Annotated in this window: 17 protein-coding genes, 1 pseudogene and 3 riboswitches; of the genes and pseudogenes, 10 read left to right on the top strand and 8 right to left on the bottom strand. The window is 42.1% G+C overall.

Annotated features, from left to right (window positions below; translation table 11 throughout):
• Window positions 1-174 precede the first annotated feature (174 nt).
• Window positions 175-4,329 carry an Ig-like domain-containing protein gene (locus ACEW8F_RS15415; protein WP_373484352.1) on the bottom strand — a complete coding sequence of 1,385 codons (4,155 nt, stop codon included), beginning with the start codon at window positions 4,327-4,329 and terminating at the stop codon, window positions 175-177.
• Window positions 4,330-4,421: 92 nt separating this feature from the next.
• Window positions 4,422-6,539, bottom strand: a complete 2,118-nt coding sequence (locus tag ACEW8F_RS15410) for an Ig-like domain-containing protein (RefSeq protein ID WP_373484351.1) — start codon at window positions 6,537-6,539, stop codon at window positions 4,422-4,424.
• Between the two features lie 1,280 nt (window positions 6,540-7,819).
• A riboswitch (cyclic di-GMP riboswitch) is annotated at window positions 7,820-7,903 on the top strand.
• A 70-nt stretch (window positions 7,904-7,973) separates the two neighbouring features.
• On the opposite strand from ACEW8F_RS15410, the gene ACEW8F_RS15405 reads away from it, so the two are divergent.
• The gene (locus tag ACEW8F_RS15405; protein ID WP_373484350.1) at window positions 7,974-8,228 is read left to right on the top strand and encodes a hypothetical protein; all 255 of its coding nucleotides are present in this window, start codon (window positions 7,974-7,976) and stop codon (window positions 8,226-8,228) included.
• Here the strand turns inward: ACEW8F_RS15405 and ACEW8F_RS15400 are convergent.
• Window positions 8,197-8,703, bottom strand: a pseudogene (locus ACEW8F_RS15400) (linear amide C-N hydrolase). The gene ACEW8F_RS15405 and the pseudogene ACEW8F_RS15400 overlap by 32 nt on opposite strands.
• 379 nt (window positions 8,704-9,082) lie before the next feature.
• Between ACEW8F_RS15400 and ACEW8F_RS15395 the strand changes: the two are divergent.
• Window positions 9,083-9,208: a hypothetical protein gene (locus ACEW8F_RS15395; RefSeq protein WP_373484349.1), complete on the top strand. Its 126-nt coding sequence runs from the start codon at window positions 9,083-9,085 to the stop codon at window positions 9,206-9,208.
• Between the two features lie 86 nt (window positions 9,209-9,294).
• Here ACEW8F_RS15395 and ACEW8F_RS15390 read toward each other — a convergent pair whose 3' ends face one another.
• Window positions 9,295-9,753: a methylated-DNA--[protein]-cysteine S-methyltransferase gene (locus ACEW8F_RS15390; protein ID WP_373484348.1), complete on the bottom strand. Its 459-nt coding sequence runs from the start codon at window positions 9,751-9,753 to the stop codon at window positions 9,295-9,297.
• A gap of 216 nt (window positions 9,754-9,969) precedes the next feature.
• Window positions 9,970-11,988 (bottom strand): putative bifunctional diguanylate cyclase/phosphodiesterase, encoded by a 2,019-nt coding sequence (locus ACEW8F_RS15385; protein ID WP_373484347.1) that lies wholly within the window; start codon window positions 11,986-11,988, stop codon window positions 9,970-9,972.
• Window positions 11,989-12,339: 351 nt separating this feature from the next.
• Window positions 12,340-12,422, top strand: a riboswitch (cyclic di-GMP riboswitch).
• Between the two features lie 64 nt (window positions 12,423-12,486).
• Window positions 12,487-12,569, top strand: a riboswitch (cyclic di-GMP riboswitch).
• Window positions 12,570-12,642: 73 nt separating this feature from the next.
• On the opposite strand from ACEW8F_RS15385, the gene ACEW8F_RS15380 reads away from it, so the two are divergent.
• Window positions 12,643-13,674, top strand: a complete 1,032-nt coding sequence (locus ACEW8F_RS15380) for a S8 family serine peptidase (RefSeq protein ID WP_373484346.1) — start codon at window positions 12,643-12,645, stop codon at window positions 13,672-13,674.
• Between the two features lie 76 nt (window positions 13,675-13,750).
• Here ACEW8F_RS15380 and ACEW8F_RS15375 read toward each other — a convergent pair whose 3' ends face one another.
• Together ACEW8F_RS15375 and ACEW8F_RS15370 are read right to left on the bottom strand one after the other, a co-directional pair.
• A complete protein-coding gene (locus tag ACEW8F_RS15375; protein ID WP_373484345.1) occupies window positions 13,751-14,023 on the bottom strand; it encodes a Txe/YoeB family addiction module toxin in 273 nt (90 codons plus the stop codon).
• The gene (locus tag ACEW8F_RS15370; RefSeq protein WP_373484344.1) at window positions 14,020-14,259 is read right to left on the bottom strand and encodes a type II toxin-antitoxin system Phd/YefM family antitoxin; all 240 of its coding nucleotides are present in this window, start codon (window positions 14,257-14,259) and stop codon (window positions 14,020-14,022) included. Before ACEW8F_RS15370 ends, ACEW8F_RS15375 begins: the two co-directional genes overlap by 4 nt.
• Before the next feature lie 268 nt (window positions 14,260-14,527).
• Here ACEW8F_RS15370 and ACEW8F_RS15365 point away from each other — a divergent pair, with 268 nt between their 5' ends.
• Genes ACEW8F_RS15365 through ACEW8F_RS15355 form a run of 3 tightly spaced genes read left to right on the top strand, consistent with a single transcriptional unit; the run spans window position 14,528 to window position 15,802 of the window.
• Window positions 14,528-14,791: a type II toxin-antitoxin system Phd/YefM family antitoxin gene (locus tag ACEW8F_RS15365; protein ID WP_373484343.1), complete on the top strand. Its 264-nt coding sequence runs from the start codon at window positions 14,528-14,530 to the stop codon at window positions 14,789-14,791.
• Complete coding sequence (locus ACEW8F_RS15360) at window positions 14,788-15,120, top strand: type II toxin-antitoxin system RelE/ParE family toxin (protein WP_373484342.1); 333 nt, start codon at window positions 14,788-14,790, stop codon at window positions 15,118-15,120. Before ACEW8F_RS15365 ends, ACEW8F_RS15360 begins: the two co-directional genes overlap by 4 nt.
• Before the next feature lie 46 nt (window positions 15,121-15,166).
• Complete coding sequence (locus ACEW8F_RS15355) at window positions 15,167-15,802, top strand: YdcF family protein (RefSeq protein WP_373484341.1); 636 nt, start codon at window positions 15,167-15,169, stop codon at window positions 15,800-15,802.
• Between the two features lie 95 nt (window positions 15,803-15,897).
• Here ACEW8F_RS15355 and ACEW8F_RS15350 read toward each other — a convergent pair whose 3' ends face one another.
• Entirely contained in the window at window positions 15,898-16,092 is a 195-nt protein-coding gene (locus ACEW8F_RS15350; RefSeq protein ID WP_373484340.1) for a hypothetical protein, read from the bottom strand.
• Between the two features lie 303 nt (window positions 16,093-16,395).
• Between ACEW8F_RS15350 and ACEW8F_RS15345 the strand changes: the two genes are divergently transcribed.
• The 4 genes from ACEW8F_RS15345 to ACEW8F_RS15330 all read left to right on the top strand — a co-directional run bounded on the left by ACEW8F_RS15345 (window position 16,396) and on the right by ACEW8F_RS15330 (window position 17,650).
• Window positions 16,396-16,668 (top strand): type II toxin-antitoxin system RelB/DinJ family antitoxin, encoded by a 273-nt coding sequence (locus ACEW8F_RS15345; protein WP_373484339.1) that lies wholly within the window; start codon window positions 16,396-16,398, stop codon window positions 16,666-16,668.
• A complete protein-coding gene (locus ACEW8F_RS15340; RefSeq protein ID WP_373484338.1) occupies window positions 16,665-16,808 on the top strand; it encodes a hypothetical protein in 144 nt (47 codons plus the stop codon). The genes ACEW8F_RS15345 and ACEW8F_RS15340 overlap by 4 nt, the downstream gene beginning before the upstream one ends.
• Window positions 16,809-16,974: 166 nt before the next feature.
• Window positions 16,975-17,364: an AbrB/MazE/SpoVT family DNA-binding domain-containing protein gene (locus ACEW8F_RS15335; protein ID WP_373484337.1), complete on the top strand. Its 390-nt coding sequence runs from the start codon at window positions 16,975-16,977 to the stop codon at window positions 17,362-17,364.
• Between the two features lie 82 nt (window positions 17,365-17,446).
• Window positions 17,447-17,650 (top strand): type II toxin-antitoxin system RelE/ParE family toxin, encoded by a 204-nt coding sequence (locus tag ACEW8F_RS15330; protein WP_373484336.1) that lies wholly within the window; start codon window positions 17,447-17,449, stop codon window positions 17,648-17,650.
• Window positions 17,651-17,862: the final 212 nt, after the last annotated feature.

The raw sequence follows: 17,862 nt of genomic DNA, 5'->3' as shown, positions 1-17,862 counted from the left end.
TATTTTTTTATTAATTGCGAATACTGTTTTTCGTGTAAAACAGTATTCGCAATTAATAGTCCAGTTAAATACAACACTTCTTATTTTTTTATTGAAGAGGCAGGAAAATTCCTGCCTCTTTGTCCATTCTCACCATTTCAATAGCATTTTAAATGATTATCTTTCTGTCATCTTTTACTGATTTTTTTCAAAAGCATGGTCTGTTAAGCCTGGTGCGGAGTCCCCTTTGGGAACGATCTGAATTTTTATGGCTTCTAATCGCAAGCCGAAACCTTCAGTCCCTGCACTTTCACCATTTTTTGCCCAATCAAGCCAACCAAAGTTTTGTGCATGAACTTGATAGTAAATATCAAACTTATCTGCATCTGCGCCGGTTAGTTTTAATTGAATCCCTTCCAGCCGCAACGATTGACCATATGTCCCACTGGTTTCGCCATTGCTTTTAAAGCCCTGCCAGCCAATATTTTGCACGTGGGTCTGGTATTCAACACCAATGTCATAATCTTCACTGTCAACTTTTACCTGGATACCTTCTAAACGCAAACTTTGTCCGCTGGTACCACTACTTTCTCCAACTGATTTCCATCCCTGCCAGCCGACATTCTGGACGTGGGTTTGATAACTACAATTGGGCATCTTTAATACTACCGGATCATCCTGAGCTGATTTAACAGTTACCTCACAGCTTGCTGTCTTATCACCGACTTTGGCTGTGATGGTTGCTTTGCCTGCCTTGACCGCCGTCACTTCACCGGTTGTTGCATTTACTTTTGCAATGCTGTCATCCGAGCTTGTCCAGGTCACGGCTTTACTGCTTGTTGTGTCAACCGGATTGTAGGATACGGTTAAGTTATCTTTACTGCCCTCGTTTAAAGTGAGATTGCTTTTTGAAACTTCGATTGAGACAAGTGGTCTCGATGGTGTTGATGGACGAGGGGTTTGATTTCCTTCAACAATTTTTTCTATCTTAACTGTGTCATTTGATAAACTTATGGTAATCGTAACTGCGCTGACCCCTTCTTGGACTAAAATTTGCCCGTTTTCCTCATCGACTATATCATCATTTCCGTTGACAATATTAATTAGACGTTCAATTTCATCCTCACCATTTTTCACAATCAACTTATGTTCACCTAATGGCACGTTACTAAACGTGAAGTAACCATTTGCATCAGTAGTTGTTTCAATATAATCTGAATGAATCCCAACCTTCGTGTAAGGCATTGGTTTTCCGTCTGCGTCCAAAAGCTGACTGGTCAGGGATACTGTCTTACCGGATGGTTTAACCGTTACTGTACAACTAACCGCTTCTATGCCCTCAACTACTGATTTGGCGGTTATTGTCGCGGTTCCTTCTTTTTCTGCTTTCACTTTTCCGTCATGATCGACCGTTGCGATTTCTGTGTCTGAACTTGTCCAGGTAACAGTTTTGACATCAGTGGTCGCTATCGGATCATATGTTACTTTTACTGGATGACTGGTATCACCTTGAATTAAAGTCATCTCTTTCATAATACTAATTGCTTTAAGCGGGTTTGGTAATATTTCAACTTCACAGGTTGCCGTTTTACCACCCACCGTTGCCGTAATGGTGGCTTCTCCCACATTAACTCCGGTAACCACTCCATCAACAACGGTTGCTACATCTTTTTTAGAGGATTCCCAGGTTACTGTTCTAACATCCGTTGTATCTGTTGGATTGTAAATCACTGTCAGACTTTCTGTTTCACCTCTTTTAATGCCAGTTTTATTAGTATTTAAAGATATATTTACGAGTGGAACCTTAACAGTCACTAGATATGTTGCTGTAAACTTACCTACTTTTGCTGTAATCGTGGCTGTTCCTGCACCTTTAGCCGTGACAAGCCCGGTATCGCTGACAGTTGCTACTTTGTCATCAGAGCTTGCCCAGATTACATCTTTTACATCGGTGGTGTTTTCAGGAGTATATGTAACTTCTAATTGCTGCGTATCCGTTACCCCAACTGTTAATTCACCGGCTTTTTTGTTCAGACCAATGCCCGTCAACGGCTGCTTGACAGTGACTGCATAAGTATCTTTAAGATTTCCCACGGTTGCCGTAATCGTCGCGGTGCCCGGGCCAACTGCTGTTACGAGCCCCGAACTATTAACAGTTGCTACTTTGTCATCTGAACTGGTCCAGGTTACGACTTTTGAATCCGTTGTATCACTTGGTGTATAACTTACCTTTAGTTGTTCTGTTTTTTTGACGCCAATGATCAATTCACCGGCTTCTTTATCTAACTCAATTTTTGTTAAGCTACTTATTACGTTTACGTCGCAGGTAGATTTAAACTCAAAGCTGTCTCCTTTTGTCGTTGCCGTAATGGTGGCTTGACCGGTTTTTAACGCCGTAACTTTTCCATTGGCATCCACCGCAGCTACTGAACTATCTGAAGAAGTCCAGCTTAGTGCCCCCTTATTGTCTGCATCTGCTGGCTGGTAGGTCACTACCAGGCTTTCATTGGCCCCTTTTTCCAGAGTTGTTTGCGTTTTGATCAGGATTCCTGTCAATTCTTTCGGCACGGTCACCACACAGGTTGCCGTTTTACCGCCGACTGTGGCTGTAATGGTGGCTGTTCCCGAATTTTTCGCGGTTACCACCCCACCAGCAACGGTTGCCACCTCTTGATTTGACGATGACCAGCTAATGGTTTTATCATCGGTAGTATCGACTGGCAGAATGGTGGCCGCTAAGGTTTCGGTTTTTCCACTTTTAATTTCAGTTGCAGTTTTTCCTAATGTAATTTCACTAATGTGAATCTCCGAAATTGTGTACGCACAGGTCGCATTTTTTTCTCCCACGGTGGCCGTAATCGTGGCTGTTCCAGCTTTTATCCCGGTTACCTTGCCGTCTTGATCGACCGTTGCAACGCTGGTATCTGAACTGGTCCAGGTTACGGTTTTAACATCGGTTGTTCCTGCCGGATCATAGCTGACTGTCAGTATTTCACTGGCATTTTTATTTAATGCACTTGTCGTTTTATTAAGAGATATTCCCTTCAATGGAACTTTAACCGTTGCCACATAGGTTGCTGTTTTATTTCCGACCGTCGCAGTAATGGTTGCATTTCCAGCTCCCACTGCCGTTACCAGACCGGTTTTGCTGACGGTGGCAACCTTGTCATTTGAGGTCGTCCAGGACACGTCCTTTGCATCGGTTGTGTCCACTGGATCGTAAATCACTGTTAATTGCTGGGTGCTCGTACCTCCGATAGTCAGGTCACTTGCCGTGACATCAAGACTGATGCCAGTTAATGGCACGGTTACCGTGACTAAACAAGTATCAGTATATTCTTTTTCACCAACTGTTACCGTTGCCGTTATGGTCGCTGTCCCGGCCTTTAGTGCGATGATTTCCCCGGTAGAAGGTTCCACGGTTGCCGTATCATAATCAGAGGAAGACCAAATTAGATCGCCTTTATCTATTGCATCCGCCGGTTGATATGTCACGTCCAGGGTTTTTGTTTCGCCTTTTTTAAGAGACAGCGTTTCATTGATTGAGATCCCTGTTAATTCTTTCGGCACGGTCACAACACAGGTTTTTGTAAAACTACCGACCGTTGCGGTAATGGTTGCTGTTCCCGGTGCAATTGCCGTGACGTTCCCTTGATTATCAACGGTGGCAATATTTGGGTTCAATGATTGCCAGGTCACGGTTTTATCATCGGTGGTCGTCGCAGGATCATAGGTAACGCTTAATTGTTCACTCTTACCGACTGAAATCGTCGTTGCATCCTTGCTTAAAGTGATGCCGGTAAGCGGTGTACTTGGGGTATTTACGGTAATGGCACCATTTTTCGTTACTTCAGTATTGATATCACTACCGTCGTCGGTAGTAATCTCCTTGACGGTTATATCAACCGGAGTATTGGTAACCCCTTGCAGACCCTCAAATGAGAGTCTGAATAGACTCCCTTCAAAGGTTAGCGGCGTTAAATTCATATAGCCAATTGTAATCTGACCCGCAGCAGCAGCATTTTCATTTACTACTAGACTACCGGCATCATTATCTAATTCAAATGCTTTTAATTCTGCCCCTTTCGTATCACCAGGTTTTGCCGGTGCTTTGTACTTAACCTTTGTCGGATCAAACTTAAAAACCAGCTGCAATGCCGCAACGTTTGAATCGGCCCCGATCGAGACATCCAATGTAGTTGTCTCCCCGACATTTATCGTCGCCGAATTCATAGAAACAGGGATTGGTGGTGCTGCTGCATTAACAACCCCAAATGATCCGTAGCTCAGGATCAGGCAAATAACCAATAGCAACGCTGTTGCTCTTTGTGGCAGTGTCTTCTTTCTCAATTTAAACTCCTCCATTTTATCAAATTACTTCTCTTTCGGATAAATCGTGTATTTATTTCAAGCCCATCGTTTTTCAGATGGAAAAGCGCTGATTAAAAACCAGCAATCTTACCGGTTGCCACCTGAAGAATCCGAAGCGCCTCAAAAGCGGTGACGGAACCGTTGCCATCGATATCGGCAGCATATTTCTGGTTAGCTGTTGGTATTATTTTTTGGGTTGCGATCTGTAACGCCGTTAACGCATCAAACGCTCTGATTTCACCATCACCATTGACATCCCCCAATTTTATGTTCTTAACTTGAATTTCTCCGTTTGTAATCATCGGGATTAAATCAAAGCCATTTTCATCGACTAATTCCTTGGAACTCAGAGTTATGGGCAGATTTTGATCCTCTACACCCTCTTTAATTTTAAACTCGAGTTCGATAAATGTGCCTTGTTCCACTAGCGGTGTCAGGTTCATATAACCGATGGTCACTTCATTACCCACCAGGTTTGAAACGATCGTGCCTTCCTCTGCGATGCTGCCGGCACGGGCAGTCACGTATTCCAATTTTTGACTGTCAAACCCTGCGATCAGCTGACTGGCACTAATGGTCGAATTTCCGGAAATATCAACTTTCAAAATGACATTTTTTCCTGCTGCTCCGGTAGCCGTTCCAACTGACAGATTTACCGGATTTCCCATTGTCTTAACGCTAACAGGTGAACTACTTTCAGATTCCTGGCCGTTGCCAACTGATCGAACGATAAATGCATACTGGGTTTTTGGAGTTAAGCCTTCCACCTTGCACTGTGGCTCCGTAATCGGTGCTGTGTTGACAATCATGCCGTCTTTGTAAACATTGTAAGATTCTGCCCCCTGGGCCACATCCCAGGCCAGGGTGGCACTGTTATTGGTCCGCTCTGTATTTCTGAAGTTGGCCGGTGCCAGTGGACCAATTTTAATGCTGCAGGTTGAAGTTAAACTTCCAACCTTCGCTGCGATTGTCGCTGTTCCAGCTTTCACAGCTGTTACTATACCGTTATTGTTAACCGTTGCGACAGAACTGTCCGATGTGGTCCAGGTCACGGTTTTATCATCGGTAGTATCTACCGGGTTATAAGTGACCGCTAAATTATCCGTCCCATTGATTTTTAAAACCGACGCTGTTTTATTTAAACTGATCTGTGTCAGGGGGATCTTGACTGTTACCGCGCACTCTGCAATTTTAGATCCAACAGTTGCCCGGATGGTCGCGGTTCCCCCGCCAATCGCATTTATCAGGCCATTGGTATCCACCGTGGCCACATTTGTATTGGAGGACATCCAGGTCACGGTTTTAGCATCGGTTGTATCCACCGGATTATAGGTCACACTTAATTGATCGCTTGCACCTTTAACCATCGATGCCGATATTTTATTCAATGCAATGTTTGTGAGTGGTACCGTAACCGTCGCTGAATAGATTGCGGTAAAGTTTCCGACCGTAGCGGTTATATCACAGGCACCGCCGCCAATTGCTGTGACCAGTCCGGTATCATTGACTGTTGCGACTTGTCCATTTGAAGAACTCCAGGTAATGGTTTTATCATCCGTCGTATTGGCTGGGTCGTAACTGACTGCAAGCTGCTCGGTTCCGCCTTTAACAATTGTCCCGGTTGTCTTATTCAAAGCGATCCCGGTTAATGGAACCTCAATCGAAACAGCGCCTGACTTTACGGTTGTCTCAATGGGAATGCCCACATCATTAACCATTTCTTTGACAACGATACCAATATCAATTGGCGGCGTTCCAACGGCACCAGGCAATACCTCAAATGACAATTTAAAAATATTTCCTCCGGCGGTGTACGGAGCCATATTTATATAGCCGATGGTCACCTGTCCCGCCAAGGCATCATTGGTATTGGTCACCAATGAACCTGCCCCATTATCCAGTTCAAAAGCTTTCAAATCCTGACCTTTAGTGTCACTTGCTTTTACCGGTGCCACATAACGCAGTTTAGCCGGATCAAAATTAAAAACAAGCTGTGCTGCACTAAAATCTGATCCCGGATCGATGGACACATCCATCGTTACTGTCGTTCCGACTGCTGCTACTGCATTATTCATCGAGACCTGATAAATGGGTTCGGCATTTACAATCGCAAACGGACCAAATCCCCAAATCATACTGACCATTGACAAGAATATTAAAATTTTCTGTGAAAACTTCCTTTTTTCCATTTTCTTCCTCCTTGGTTATATTATTTTCCAACTTTAAAAAATACTATAATTTTCAGTCTCCTTTCAAAACTACCTCCAACCGTTCACGCTTCCTCAACAGCGGTCCTGCCATCCAAAAACCGATCAATTTGGCATACTTAGCCAGATCGTAGAAGATTCTACCAGCTTCATATTTCTGCTAAAAAATCCACAAAAACGAAAATACAACTGTGTCAATCATAGATTCCATAATAATATCAATGTAGTTTTTCGGAATTTTTTTCATTGCAGTTGCCTTGTAAAAAATATCTATTCTTTTGAATTGAAATTTAGTCAACTATATATTTTAAATCTTTCTAATCAACTATTGCCTTTAAAGATTTCATTAACCATAACAATCATCTTTTCTTTTTTTACTTAATTTAATTCATTCCTTATAAGATTTTTTTCATTGCTTAAAATTCAATTGTAATACGCATTTAATGCATTTTTTTTACTTAAACTCGTATTTTTTATTCGTTTCTTCAAATCTATAGGATTTTATCATGAAAAAATTAATAAATCAACGTGTGGCAACTTGTGTGCCATGTTTTTTATCATTTTTTTGAAATTGATTTTATCTACAATTAACCGATTATTTAGCAAATGTCAAACTTTTAAATTTTTCATAAAATATCTTTCATCAGTACTTTTTGTTCAATAATTATGCTCATGCGTAATTATTTTACTCCAACGCCTAATGGTAGCTTGCAATGGGACACGCACAATGGGAACCAAAACCGCACTATAGCGCATAGGAGAAGGCGCACAGGAAGACGCACAAAGAGACGGTTTTTTATCCTTGAATGTTTATTCGTTTATCACAAGAAGAATCGTCCCTGATTGTTTACTATTAATTTTGAACACAGCACCATCCGTGTTGACCTGATTTTCAGCAGCGCACAAAGAAAAAGGACTATCCATAATGGATGCCCTTTTTTGAAGCTTATAATTCTTTTGTCTGTGATAAGATTGATTATTTCAACGCCCCTTATAATGAGTTAAACGCTCAAACTTCGCACATAATAATCGACCTACATCATTGTCATTTTGATATTTGAAATAAAGGTGCCACTTCCTGTTTTCCTTTTTCAATGATTCCAGTCACGCAAGTTAAGATCGTAGCGCTGCTAAACGAAAGTTATCATCGCAAAGCTATAGGGGCCTAACCAAACGGAAAGCCAGCCTAGTTGCATAAATACCGTAGTAATTACTATGTGCAACGTACTGAAGCGTTGCACATTTTTATTTTAGCCGGAAAACTTAATATTTGGCAAACTCACTGAAAAGTGAGGCCGCAAAAGGAAAGGGCCTAAGAAAATTTTATATGACAACCATTTTCAATATATTCTTTTTAAAAAACCATGTTGAAACTGGCGAAGCGTTGCTCTTTTTATTTGAAGGGAAAGATCGAAAATGAAAACTGTCAAGAAATTAATAAGTGTATTACCCAGTGCCGTTTTTATGCTAAGTTATCTTTCGACCGGTTTGGTGTCTGCCGCCAATCCCGAACATTATCCGAATGATCCATATTTAGGCACTTCCTGGCAGTATGCCAAGGTCGGGATTGATAATACCTGGGATGCTATTGATTCTGAGCATGAAATCGTGGTAGCAGTTTTGGATACGGGTTTGGTTGTCAATCTCTCTGATTGGTTAAATGCCAATTGAAGTCCGGACTGTTGGTCATCACCCCCAGGGGGTTATCATAAATAACCATGCCGTCTTTCATCGGTTCAATCACCAGGGTCTTCCCGGTTTTATCGGTAATAATCCAGTGTAGCGGCGTAATCACGTTCATCATCTTAAGCGGTGTACTGACAATATTTAATTGTGGGATCGCCGCCTTCACTTCTTCAAGGGTTGAGAAGTTAGTCAACAGCCAGCCGACCATTTCGTGGGGAGCCAGATTAATGCGATCGGGAACGATCCCATCGCTATACGCCGCATAACCCGGAAAATATAAACTGGCACAGGCCAGTCCTGCTTCATTCAGGCCATCGGCAAAAAGATAGGTACCCAGATTCCGGCCGATTCCCATCATCGCATATTAAACCGGCCTGGTCGTTTGATCCACCTCCGACACTAATGGAAACTTCCTTGGCACAAAGATCAGCTCGGGATCTAATGAAAAAGCAAAATCCATGGTTCTGGCCAACGTATTAATCTGGTTTGTGGTCATCACAGTAAGGCTTGTACACATAAAGAATTACCTGCTTTCTACTTTTTAAATTATTATATCTGTTTTTATAACAATAGTAACTGCGGTAAAAAGAAAGTAGCACCCATATGTTTATAACCTGGTAGTAGGCATCGATTCCTAACAAATTATACGCACTATACGCACTTTTTGTTATTTTATTTTGTTCTGTCAAAATAAAATATATTATTCTGGTTTTATTTTATTAATGACCTGATACCCTGGCGGCAGGCCCCGACAGCTCCTTATTCTCGGTGTCCTGGTACTAGTCGGTGCCGGAGGGATTTTTTACATCACCAACGGCCTGGAGGCCGGGGAAAACCTGGTGATCAATCCCGTCGATCTGAAGGGCATTGAAGATGGCACCTATGCCGACGTTTACCAGGCCGGGCTACCTTTTCATGGTGTGTTAAAGAGTGGCACCGATGTAATCTTTGGTGCTACTTTCTGATCTTTTTTCCAATAAGACCAGCTAATAAGTTAAGCTGCAATAAATCAAAAAAAAACAACCCCATCGTTGTCTTTTTATCTTCAAGCTTATTGCTGCTCCAATTCCAGCAGCTGTCTTTTTATTTCAAGTCCCCCGCCATAACCCACCAGGCTGCCATCGCTACCAATCACCCGGTGACAGGGAATAACAATAGCAATGGGATTCCGGTTATTGGCCCCACCCACGGCCCGGCAGGCTTTGGCATTGCCAATCGCCCGGGCAATGTCCTGGTAGCTTACGACCGCTCCGTAGGGAATATCCTGGAGCGCTTTCCAGACCTTCTGCTGAAAGTCGGTGCCTTTAGGCTGAAGCGGCAGGTCAAATTTTTTTCGTTTTCCGGCAAAATACTCCTGCAGCTGACTGCTGGCCTGTTTAAGCAAGGGGGTCTCGCTGTCATTGACTTCCCCCGGCAATGACTCGCCAAACATCACGGCAGTGATGGCGTGTCCATTTTCCGTTATCACAATTTTACCCAATAGGGTTTGATAAATAAATCCGTTTTCCATGGTTTCCTTTCGATCCGGGTTCTGACGAACACCTGATAACGCAGTTCACTACTTTAATCACTGCGGCCAGCTTGTGATGCCGCGGTATTGCTTTTTCACTTTTGTCTGCAGAAACACAGTGATGGCTTTTAGGGGACACGGGTTGACACATCGATAATAAAGCGTGTCTTGACCCTGCTGGGCAATTTTCCTATCCACCAGCTGCCGATTTTTCTGCTATTTTTCATCCTCGTGCTGCAATAAATATTCAGCCAAAGCCGCATCGCCCAGCGGCCGACTCATCAGGTAGCCCTGAATCCAGTCGCAATGTTTATCTTTGAGAAAATCAAGCTGGAGAATTTCCTCCACCCCTTCGGCCACCACCTGAATGCCAAGACCATGAACCATCTCGATGATACTGCCGACAATCCGATTGTTTTTATCTTCCTTTTGAAGCAACGCGATAAAGGAGCGATCAATTTTAAGTACGTCAATGGGCAACTGCAGCAGATAGCTCAGCGAGGAGTAACCGGTTCCAAAATCGTCCAGGGAGATCATCACGCCAAATTTCTTCAAGTCACGAATAGTGTCAATCGCCTGTTCCATATTGCCGATAAACACCGACTCCGTAATCTCAAAGGTCAGTCTTTCCGGTGGTGTGCCGGTTTCCCGGAACACGGCCTTAACGCCGGCCAGAAAATCCGGGCGCTTCATTTGCACAGCCGAAATATTAACCGCAATGTGGATGTCGATGTCATACCGTTCCCGGACTTCCTTGATTTTTGCGCAGGCCTGTCGCAACACCCATTCCCCCAGCTCACCAATGAAACCGATTTCTTCGGCCATGGGAATAAACTCGGCGGGTGAAACCAGCCCCCGGCCCGGCGCTTCCCAGCGTAGAAGCGCTTCAAAGCTCGCTTTTTTTTGATCCGCCACATCGACAATGGGCTGATATTCGACAAAAAACATTTCTTTTTCAAAGGCTTCAATCATCTGGTTTTCCAGTTCCATCTTATAGAGCACTTCGCTCCTCATTTCTTTGCGGTAGAACTGAATGCAGTTTTTTCCCGTCGCCTTGGCCTTGTACATCGCCGTATCGGCAGCTTTTAGCAGATCGCTGCTGGTGCTGGCATCCACCGGCCAAATAGCAATGCCAAAACTGGCCGTAATAATCACCGATTTGTCATCCAGCCGGAAGGGATTTCCCAGCAGGTTCTGAAGTTTTTGGGTATCCACAAAGATCTTTTCGTTAGAAATCTGGCGGCGAATCAGAATCGCCAGTTCATCGCCACCTAAACGGCCCAGCAGATCCTTATCGTCCATGGCATTTCTTAACCGGGTGGTGAGCTGTTGCAGCAGCAAATCCCCGGCCCCATGCCCCATCGAATCGTTGATTTTTTTGAAATTATCGAGATCGATGAAGACCAGGGCAAAGTGATGCGGGTTCTCCTTATTCAGATCAATCATCAGGTCAATCTGCTCCAGGATCATCTTCCGATTGGGCATTCCGGTGAGAGTATCGGTATACGCCAAAAATTCCAACCGTTCCTGGTTGGCTTCAAATTCGGTATTATAGAAAAGCAACAAGTCATTTTGCGCTTTGAGCTGCTGATGATGGGCAAAGACGTCCTCATAGAGTTGGTTGATGTCTTCCTTCTGACTGACGGTGTCAGCATAAATGGCTGATTTTTTCACCAGGATCTGTTGATAGATCCGGTTGGTCACAACACTGGCCACAATAATGCACAAAAGCACCGCCACGAGGGTCAGGTTAAAGGCATCATCAATTTGAATCGATGCGATTGGATAATACAACAAACTGACCGGAAAGAAAACCACTCCGCCAACGATCATGTAGTAAAACAAGGTTCGTTGGATCATCGTGTTGGACATGATGATCATGATCAGGATAATCATCCAGAAAATGATGGTAATCCGTTCATAATAAGCCACAAAGGTCACCAATAAACCCAGCAGCAGGGCGATACTCATAAAGTGCGTTTTCAGCCGGGTATCCTGTTCCAGGCGAATCAGTATCATCATAAAAAGGCCGCAGAAAAACAGGCTGCTGGTGGCGATCACCACCATAATCAGGCGCTCCTGCCAGTAAGTACCAATGATCCCACTGATCACTGCTGCCATCAGCAGCATTGGTCCCAGCATCGACAACATCAAAATCGTTTCGTTTACTTTAATTTTCTCCCGATCATCCGCTTCGGCAATCAGATTGACTATTTTTTCAAAATAAAATTTCATAGTGATAAAAAATTCACTCCTTTTTTGGCGGGCACTGACTGACTAAAACTTTTTTTCTAAGCACCAGTCATTCTAATTCTTATTATACACGATTTGAAATTAAAAACAAAAAATGTGATCAATCTTTCCTCATCTTTGATTAATTATTCTGCTATCATTAAATAACAATTCTATCATTGCAGCAAGGTAAAGAGAGTGGCACCACTGACGAAAAAAATTAATTTTTGCTTAATGGTTACCTACTTGCTTGACTGTCTACAATAGATCGATTATAATTTGGAAAATAATCACATTGTAATATATTAATTATTAATATATTAATATATTAATAATCCTTGTGGCAATAATTGAATAAGGTTTCGGCAAAATTATCGAAAGATAATGACGCAAAGCTATAGGGGCTTAACCAAATGGAAAGCCAGCCAGTTGCATACATACAGTGAGATAACTATGTGCAACGTTCCTATACGTTGCACATTTTTTATTTTGATAGAAAAACTTAATATTTGGCAAACTCATTGAAAAGTGAGGACGCAAAACTAAAGGGCCTAAGTAGTTTTATATGGCAGCCAGTTGCAAAACAGTCTCTTTTACAAGACTTTAAAAGCAACGCGGCAAAACGTTGCTTTTTTAATTTGGAAGGAGAACAAGAAAATGAAAAGTATCAGGAAATTAAGAAGTGTATTGGTCGGTGTAGTTTTTATTATGAGTTATCTACCAACTGGTTTAGTGTCTGCCGCCAATAACGAAAATTATCCTAATGATCCTTATTTAGGTACTTCCTGGCAGTATGCCAAGATCGGGATTGATGATACCTGGAATGCCATTGATGCCGAGAATGAAATCGTGGTGGCGGTTTTGGATACCGGTTTAGATGTCAATCTGACTGATTTAGAGGGCCGGATCACGGATGGATATGATTTTCTAAGAAATACTTCCGATATGATTGATACGCAAGGACATGGCACGATGGTGAGTAGTAGTATCGCGGCCGTGGCCAATAATGGAATCGGGATTGCCGGATCGGCCGGTCTGGCAAATGTCAAGATTGCCCCCTATCGGATTGGCGATGCGACCCTTGATAACAACGCAATCTATGCTGCGATTATTGATGCTGCAAACCGGCAAGAGGTTCAGATTATCAATTTAAGTATTGGTTCGTATGAGTATAATGCAAGTCATGCAGAGGCCATTACTTATGCAATCAGCAAGGGCAAGATAATTATTGCGGCGGCAGGAAATCATGGCGAAGAGGTCGCCGGGGTTGATCCTTATTATTATCCAGCCTCTTATTCAGGCGTTATCTCGGTCGGTTCGATGGGTTTAAACGGCGAGATTGCGGCTTTTTCGCAGTTTAATGATGCGGTCGATTTTTATGCACCGGGCGAAAGCTTGATGGTGCTGCGCCCTGGCGACAGTTATGGTTGGGAGGATGGCACATCTTTTTCAGCGGCAATTGTATCCGGTATTTGTGCGAATTTACTGGCCCAGGATCCTTCATTAACGGCGGATGAGCTTGAGTCATTATTAAAAGAAACCGCACTGAGTTTTAGTGAAACCGGGCCAGCATACGGCTATGGTCTGGTACAGGCGGATAAAGCGTTGGATGAATTAAAGAGTCGCTCGGCTTTGGCTTATATTCACGAGCATACCAGCATGGCAATAAATCTGTGGCAATTTCGTTAAGATCACTAAAATAAAATGACTATTCCTCGTTTTATTTTGTTGAAATTGATTCTTGTGATCAAAGTGGCACCGCTACCTAAAATTCGTAATGTGACCACATACTTAAAATAATCACAACCATCTGATCTTCATCAACCTTGTAAACTAAACGGTGTTGTTGATTAATTCGTCGCGAATAAAAATCTTTATACTGTCCGCTTAACTTCTCATATGATGGTGGATTTTGATAAGGGTTTTCTTTTAGTAGGGTAATCAAACGATCTACATTATTCTTTAAAGCTGGTTTCTCTTTAACCTTAACCTTATCTTTCTGTGCTGTCTTTAATAATACTATTCGATACTTACTCACCACTCAAAATCCTCATAATCTTCTGCAGACAGACTAAGACCCTCATCTAAACGTTCTTTCATGCCCGGAATACCCATCAAATAGAGTGTTTCTTGCATACTGTTATAATCAGCTTCACTAATAATTACAGCATTTCCTTTTTTAGTATTGACATTGATTACATCATTATACTCAACGGCTGAATTTAAATACTCAAACAAACTCTTTCGTAAATTCGTAGCATTAATATTTATCATCTTTACCACCTCCGCTCACTTACTTCCTCTTGTTTGCGTACATTATAGCGTACGTTTAATGAAAAGTCAATCTCAACAAAGCAAAAGTTGGTGACCTTACTTAAAAACAGAGTATTTAAAGACCAGTTCGCTGAAATATCCACTGTCACTTTTACACTCCACCTCTCAATAAGTTAGTTGAATAAGAGAGTGGCACCGCTATTCGAGGACTTACTTGACCATATAACAAAATACGTGTATAATTTTGTTATATAAGGAGGTGTTTATCATGCCCATAATCAAATCCAGTGCTGAACTACGAAACAATTACAATGAAATCTCAAAATTCTGTCATAATTATTCGGAACCCGTTTTCATTACCAAAAACGGAAAAGGCGATCTTGCCGTAATGAGCATTGAAGCCTATGAGGAAATGAACAGCCGCTTTGAATTATATGGACTAATAAAAGACGGAATGGATGATATTGCAAATAGCAATACCCGGCCCTTCTCTGAGGCAATCTCTTCCATCCGGGGCAAACGCAACAAATGATCTATGAAGTATACATCACAGCTGCCGCTGAACGAGATCTTTTAAGAGCCTCAGACCATATCGAATTCGTTCTCAAAAATCCCAAAGCTGCCGATGACCTGCTAGACGAAGCTGAAGCACTGATTAACGCCCTTGCTGACTTTCCTAATAAATTTAAGCTGGTGGATGATCCGGTTTTAGCTTCCTGGGGAATCCATTTTGTCATGGTAAACGGTTACCTTGCTTTTTACATTTTATCAGAAGAAACACATCGGGTTACCGTTGTGCGTTTTTTGTTTCAGAAGAGCAACTGGTCAGCCATCCTGGGCCGCGGTTTCTCACTAATTTAATATTCAATCCCGCACAAAAAAAAGAAACCCCCGAAAGGAACGCCAGATGACCAAGGTTAAAATTATTTTGAAGATAATCGTTAAAGGGCTTTACTTTACTCAGCTGCTGATTTTTTTTAGCGCCGTTTGTCTGGGCATTTACCTTTTTGCCGACACCGACCGAGTCGTCCAAGGGTTTGCCCGGTATCTGGTGGTTGAGAAAAACATCCAGCCCGCCGATGTGATCGTCGTGACCAGCGGCGAAGAAGACGCGCTGCGCATCGCTGAAGGCATCCGATTATTTAAAGAAGGTTATAGCAATTTTATTATCTTTTCCGGATACAATCAAAATAACAAAATGATTCATGAAGCCATGGCCGCCGCCGGCCTTGCTGATACGACCTATACCATTGACGATCAGGCCACGTCCACCATTGAAAACGCAACCTGTCAGGAAGCCTATGTTAGCGACCATCAGGTGCAATCGATGCTGGTTGTTTTTTCCCCGCCCCAATCCAGAAGAGGGCTGCTGGCTTTTCAACATACATTTAAAGATAAACCCATTTACGTCAGTTATTCAGACAACTCCAGCTACCAACCAGAGCAGCTTTTTGACAGCAAGGTGACCCGGGAAATGTTTAATAGCCAGGCCCCCAAGTTTGTCTATTATTTTTTTAAATATTCATTTTTAAACGGAATCTAATATAGCCTTACACATCTGCTAACCTGTCTTGCCCTCAGAGTGTGGTGCCGCTTCTATCATAAGTTCATAAATTAGTGGCAGGCACCACTACTTCTTTAGATGGCAACTTCGCTCACAGAGATGCTTTCTCCGATTGCCCGCATGGTATAGTTTTCTTTTAATGCCAGTTGAATGAACTCTTTTTTATAACTGCTTAATGCTCTTTTTCTTGATCCTGATTTTATTGCATCATAGATTTCATCATCCTGGGTAATTTCTTTTAGTAGTTCATCCAATGTTTTTTTAGTCATTTTTTTAGCGGTGACCGTTTTGATTGGGGTGGTACTTTTCTCCTTGTTTTCAACCCGATCCGAACCTTCAAAAATGCGCAGAGAGTAGCACCGTTACTACTAGTACCGCTACCTATGTATGTTAAAGACCACCCGACCGCTACCTGATTACTACTATTGACAAGTTAAGAGAGTGGCACCGCTACCCCCGCTACCCCAGTGGCACCGCTACCAGAAGATTTACCTTTACCTTTGTGTTGCTAATAGGCACATTAAGTGATATGATTGACGTGCAATGATAAAATGAAATAAGGAGGGCTAATCATGCCTAAGACAAGTATGAACATCCGAATGGATAGTGAAATTAAACACGAGGCAAAAAAGTTGTTTGCAGAATTTGGATTGGATATGACAACGGCAGTGAATCTCTTTTTAAGACAATCGATCAGAGAGCATCGAATTCCTTTTGAAATTAGACTTGAAGTATCCAATCAGGATACGATTTCTGCAATTCAAGAAGCAGAAGAATTATTAAATGATCCAAAGACGAAACACTTCACGAGTACCGAAGAGCTTTTTAAGGAGTTAAACCGTTGAAAAAATATGAGCTTGTAATCACATCAAGGTTTAAAAAAGATTACAAAGCTGCAATTAAAAATGGGTGTAGGCAGGAGTTATTAGAAAACGTCATCTCTGCACTTATGTATGGCGAATTACACTACCCTGAACTTCTGTAATAAAGTTTATAAGTTGGTGTCAGGTATCAGGTACCAATACCAAGAGAGTGGCACCGTTAACTTAACTAGGCTCACATCTTTTTCTATTGACGATTTAATCAAACGAGCGTATAATCAAAGTAAGGAAACCAAGCTTTTGCACTTTTTAAGAAAGGAACCTAAATTTATGTTAAACTCCCGAATAAAACAAAACAATCCATTATTCGAAAAAAAACGAATCCACATTTCTTCTAAGCGGCAAATTACCATTCCAGCCAAATACTATGAAGCTCTTGGATTAACAAAGGAACTTGATTGCATTTACTCTAATGGCATGCTTATCCTTACTCCTGTTAAAAAAGATGAACTAGCCTTCTCGGAAGAAATACTTGCCGATTTAATTGATCAAGGCTATGCTGGTGAAAAATTACTTTCTGAATTTAAAAAAATAACACATCAGATTCGACCGGCGATAGAAAAAATGATCGAAGAAGCCGACGCCCTTGCAAAAGCAAGCTCAGTTAACTATGTTGATCCAACTGATGCAATCTTTGGAACTGATGAACTGGAGTCTTAAAAATGCTTCCAGTGATCTACACACCCATCGCAGAAAGATTCTTTAAAAAAAGCCGCTCAAAAATGCTTTCAAAAAAGCGATTATGAGCATCCGCGAGAATCCTGATATTGGAGAAGCCAAAACCGGTGACTTAAAAGGACTCTGTTGCCTTGATCTGTATCACAACCGGACAAACTATGAACTCGCCTACCGCATATCTCAATTAGAAAATGGTGATATCGTTGTCATAATCATGGCCGGAACACGTGAAAACTTCTATCAAGAACTAAAGCGTTATTTGAAATAATGGTGCCACTTCCTGATCTTCTTTTTCAATAAGACCAGCTCATAAGTTAAGCTGAAAAGTTAAGAGAGTGGGAAACCTCCGAAAAACGAAGGCACCTGTAAATCTATACAATAACACGAATAAATATGCTCGTTCTAATCTCACAACAAACTTTATTGATCAACTCCCCGAGAATAGCAACTAAAATAGCTAATAACGGGTATAAACAAATC

The sequence above is a fragment of the Acetobacterium sp. genome, from assembly GCF_041752335.1.
GTDB lineage: Bacteria > Bacillota > Clostridia > Eubacteriales > Eubacteriaceae > Acetobacterium.
Note: the sequence above shows the minus strand (reverse complement) of the source record. Positions and strands in the feature narration are given on the sequence as shown.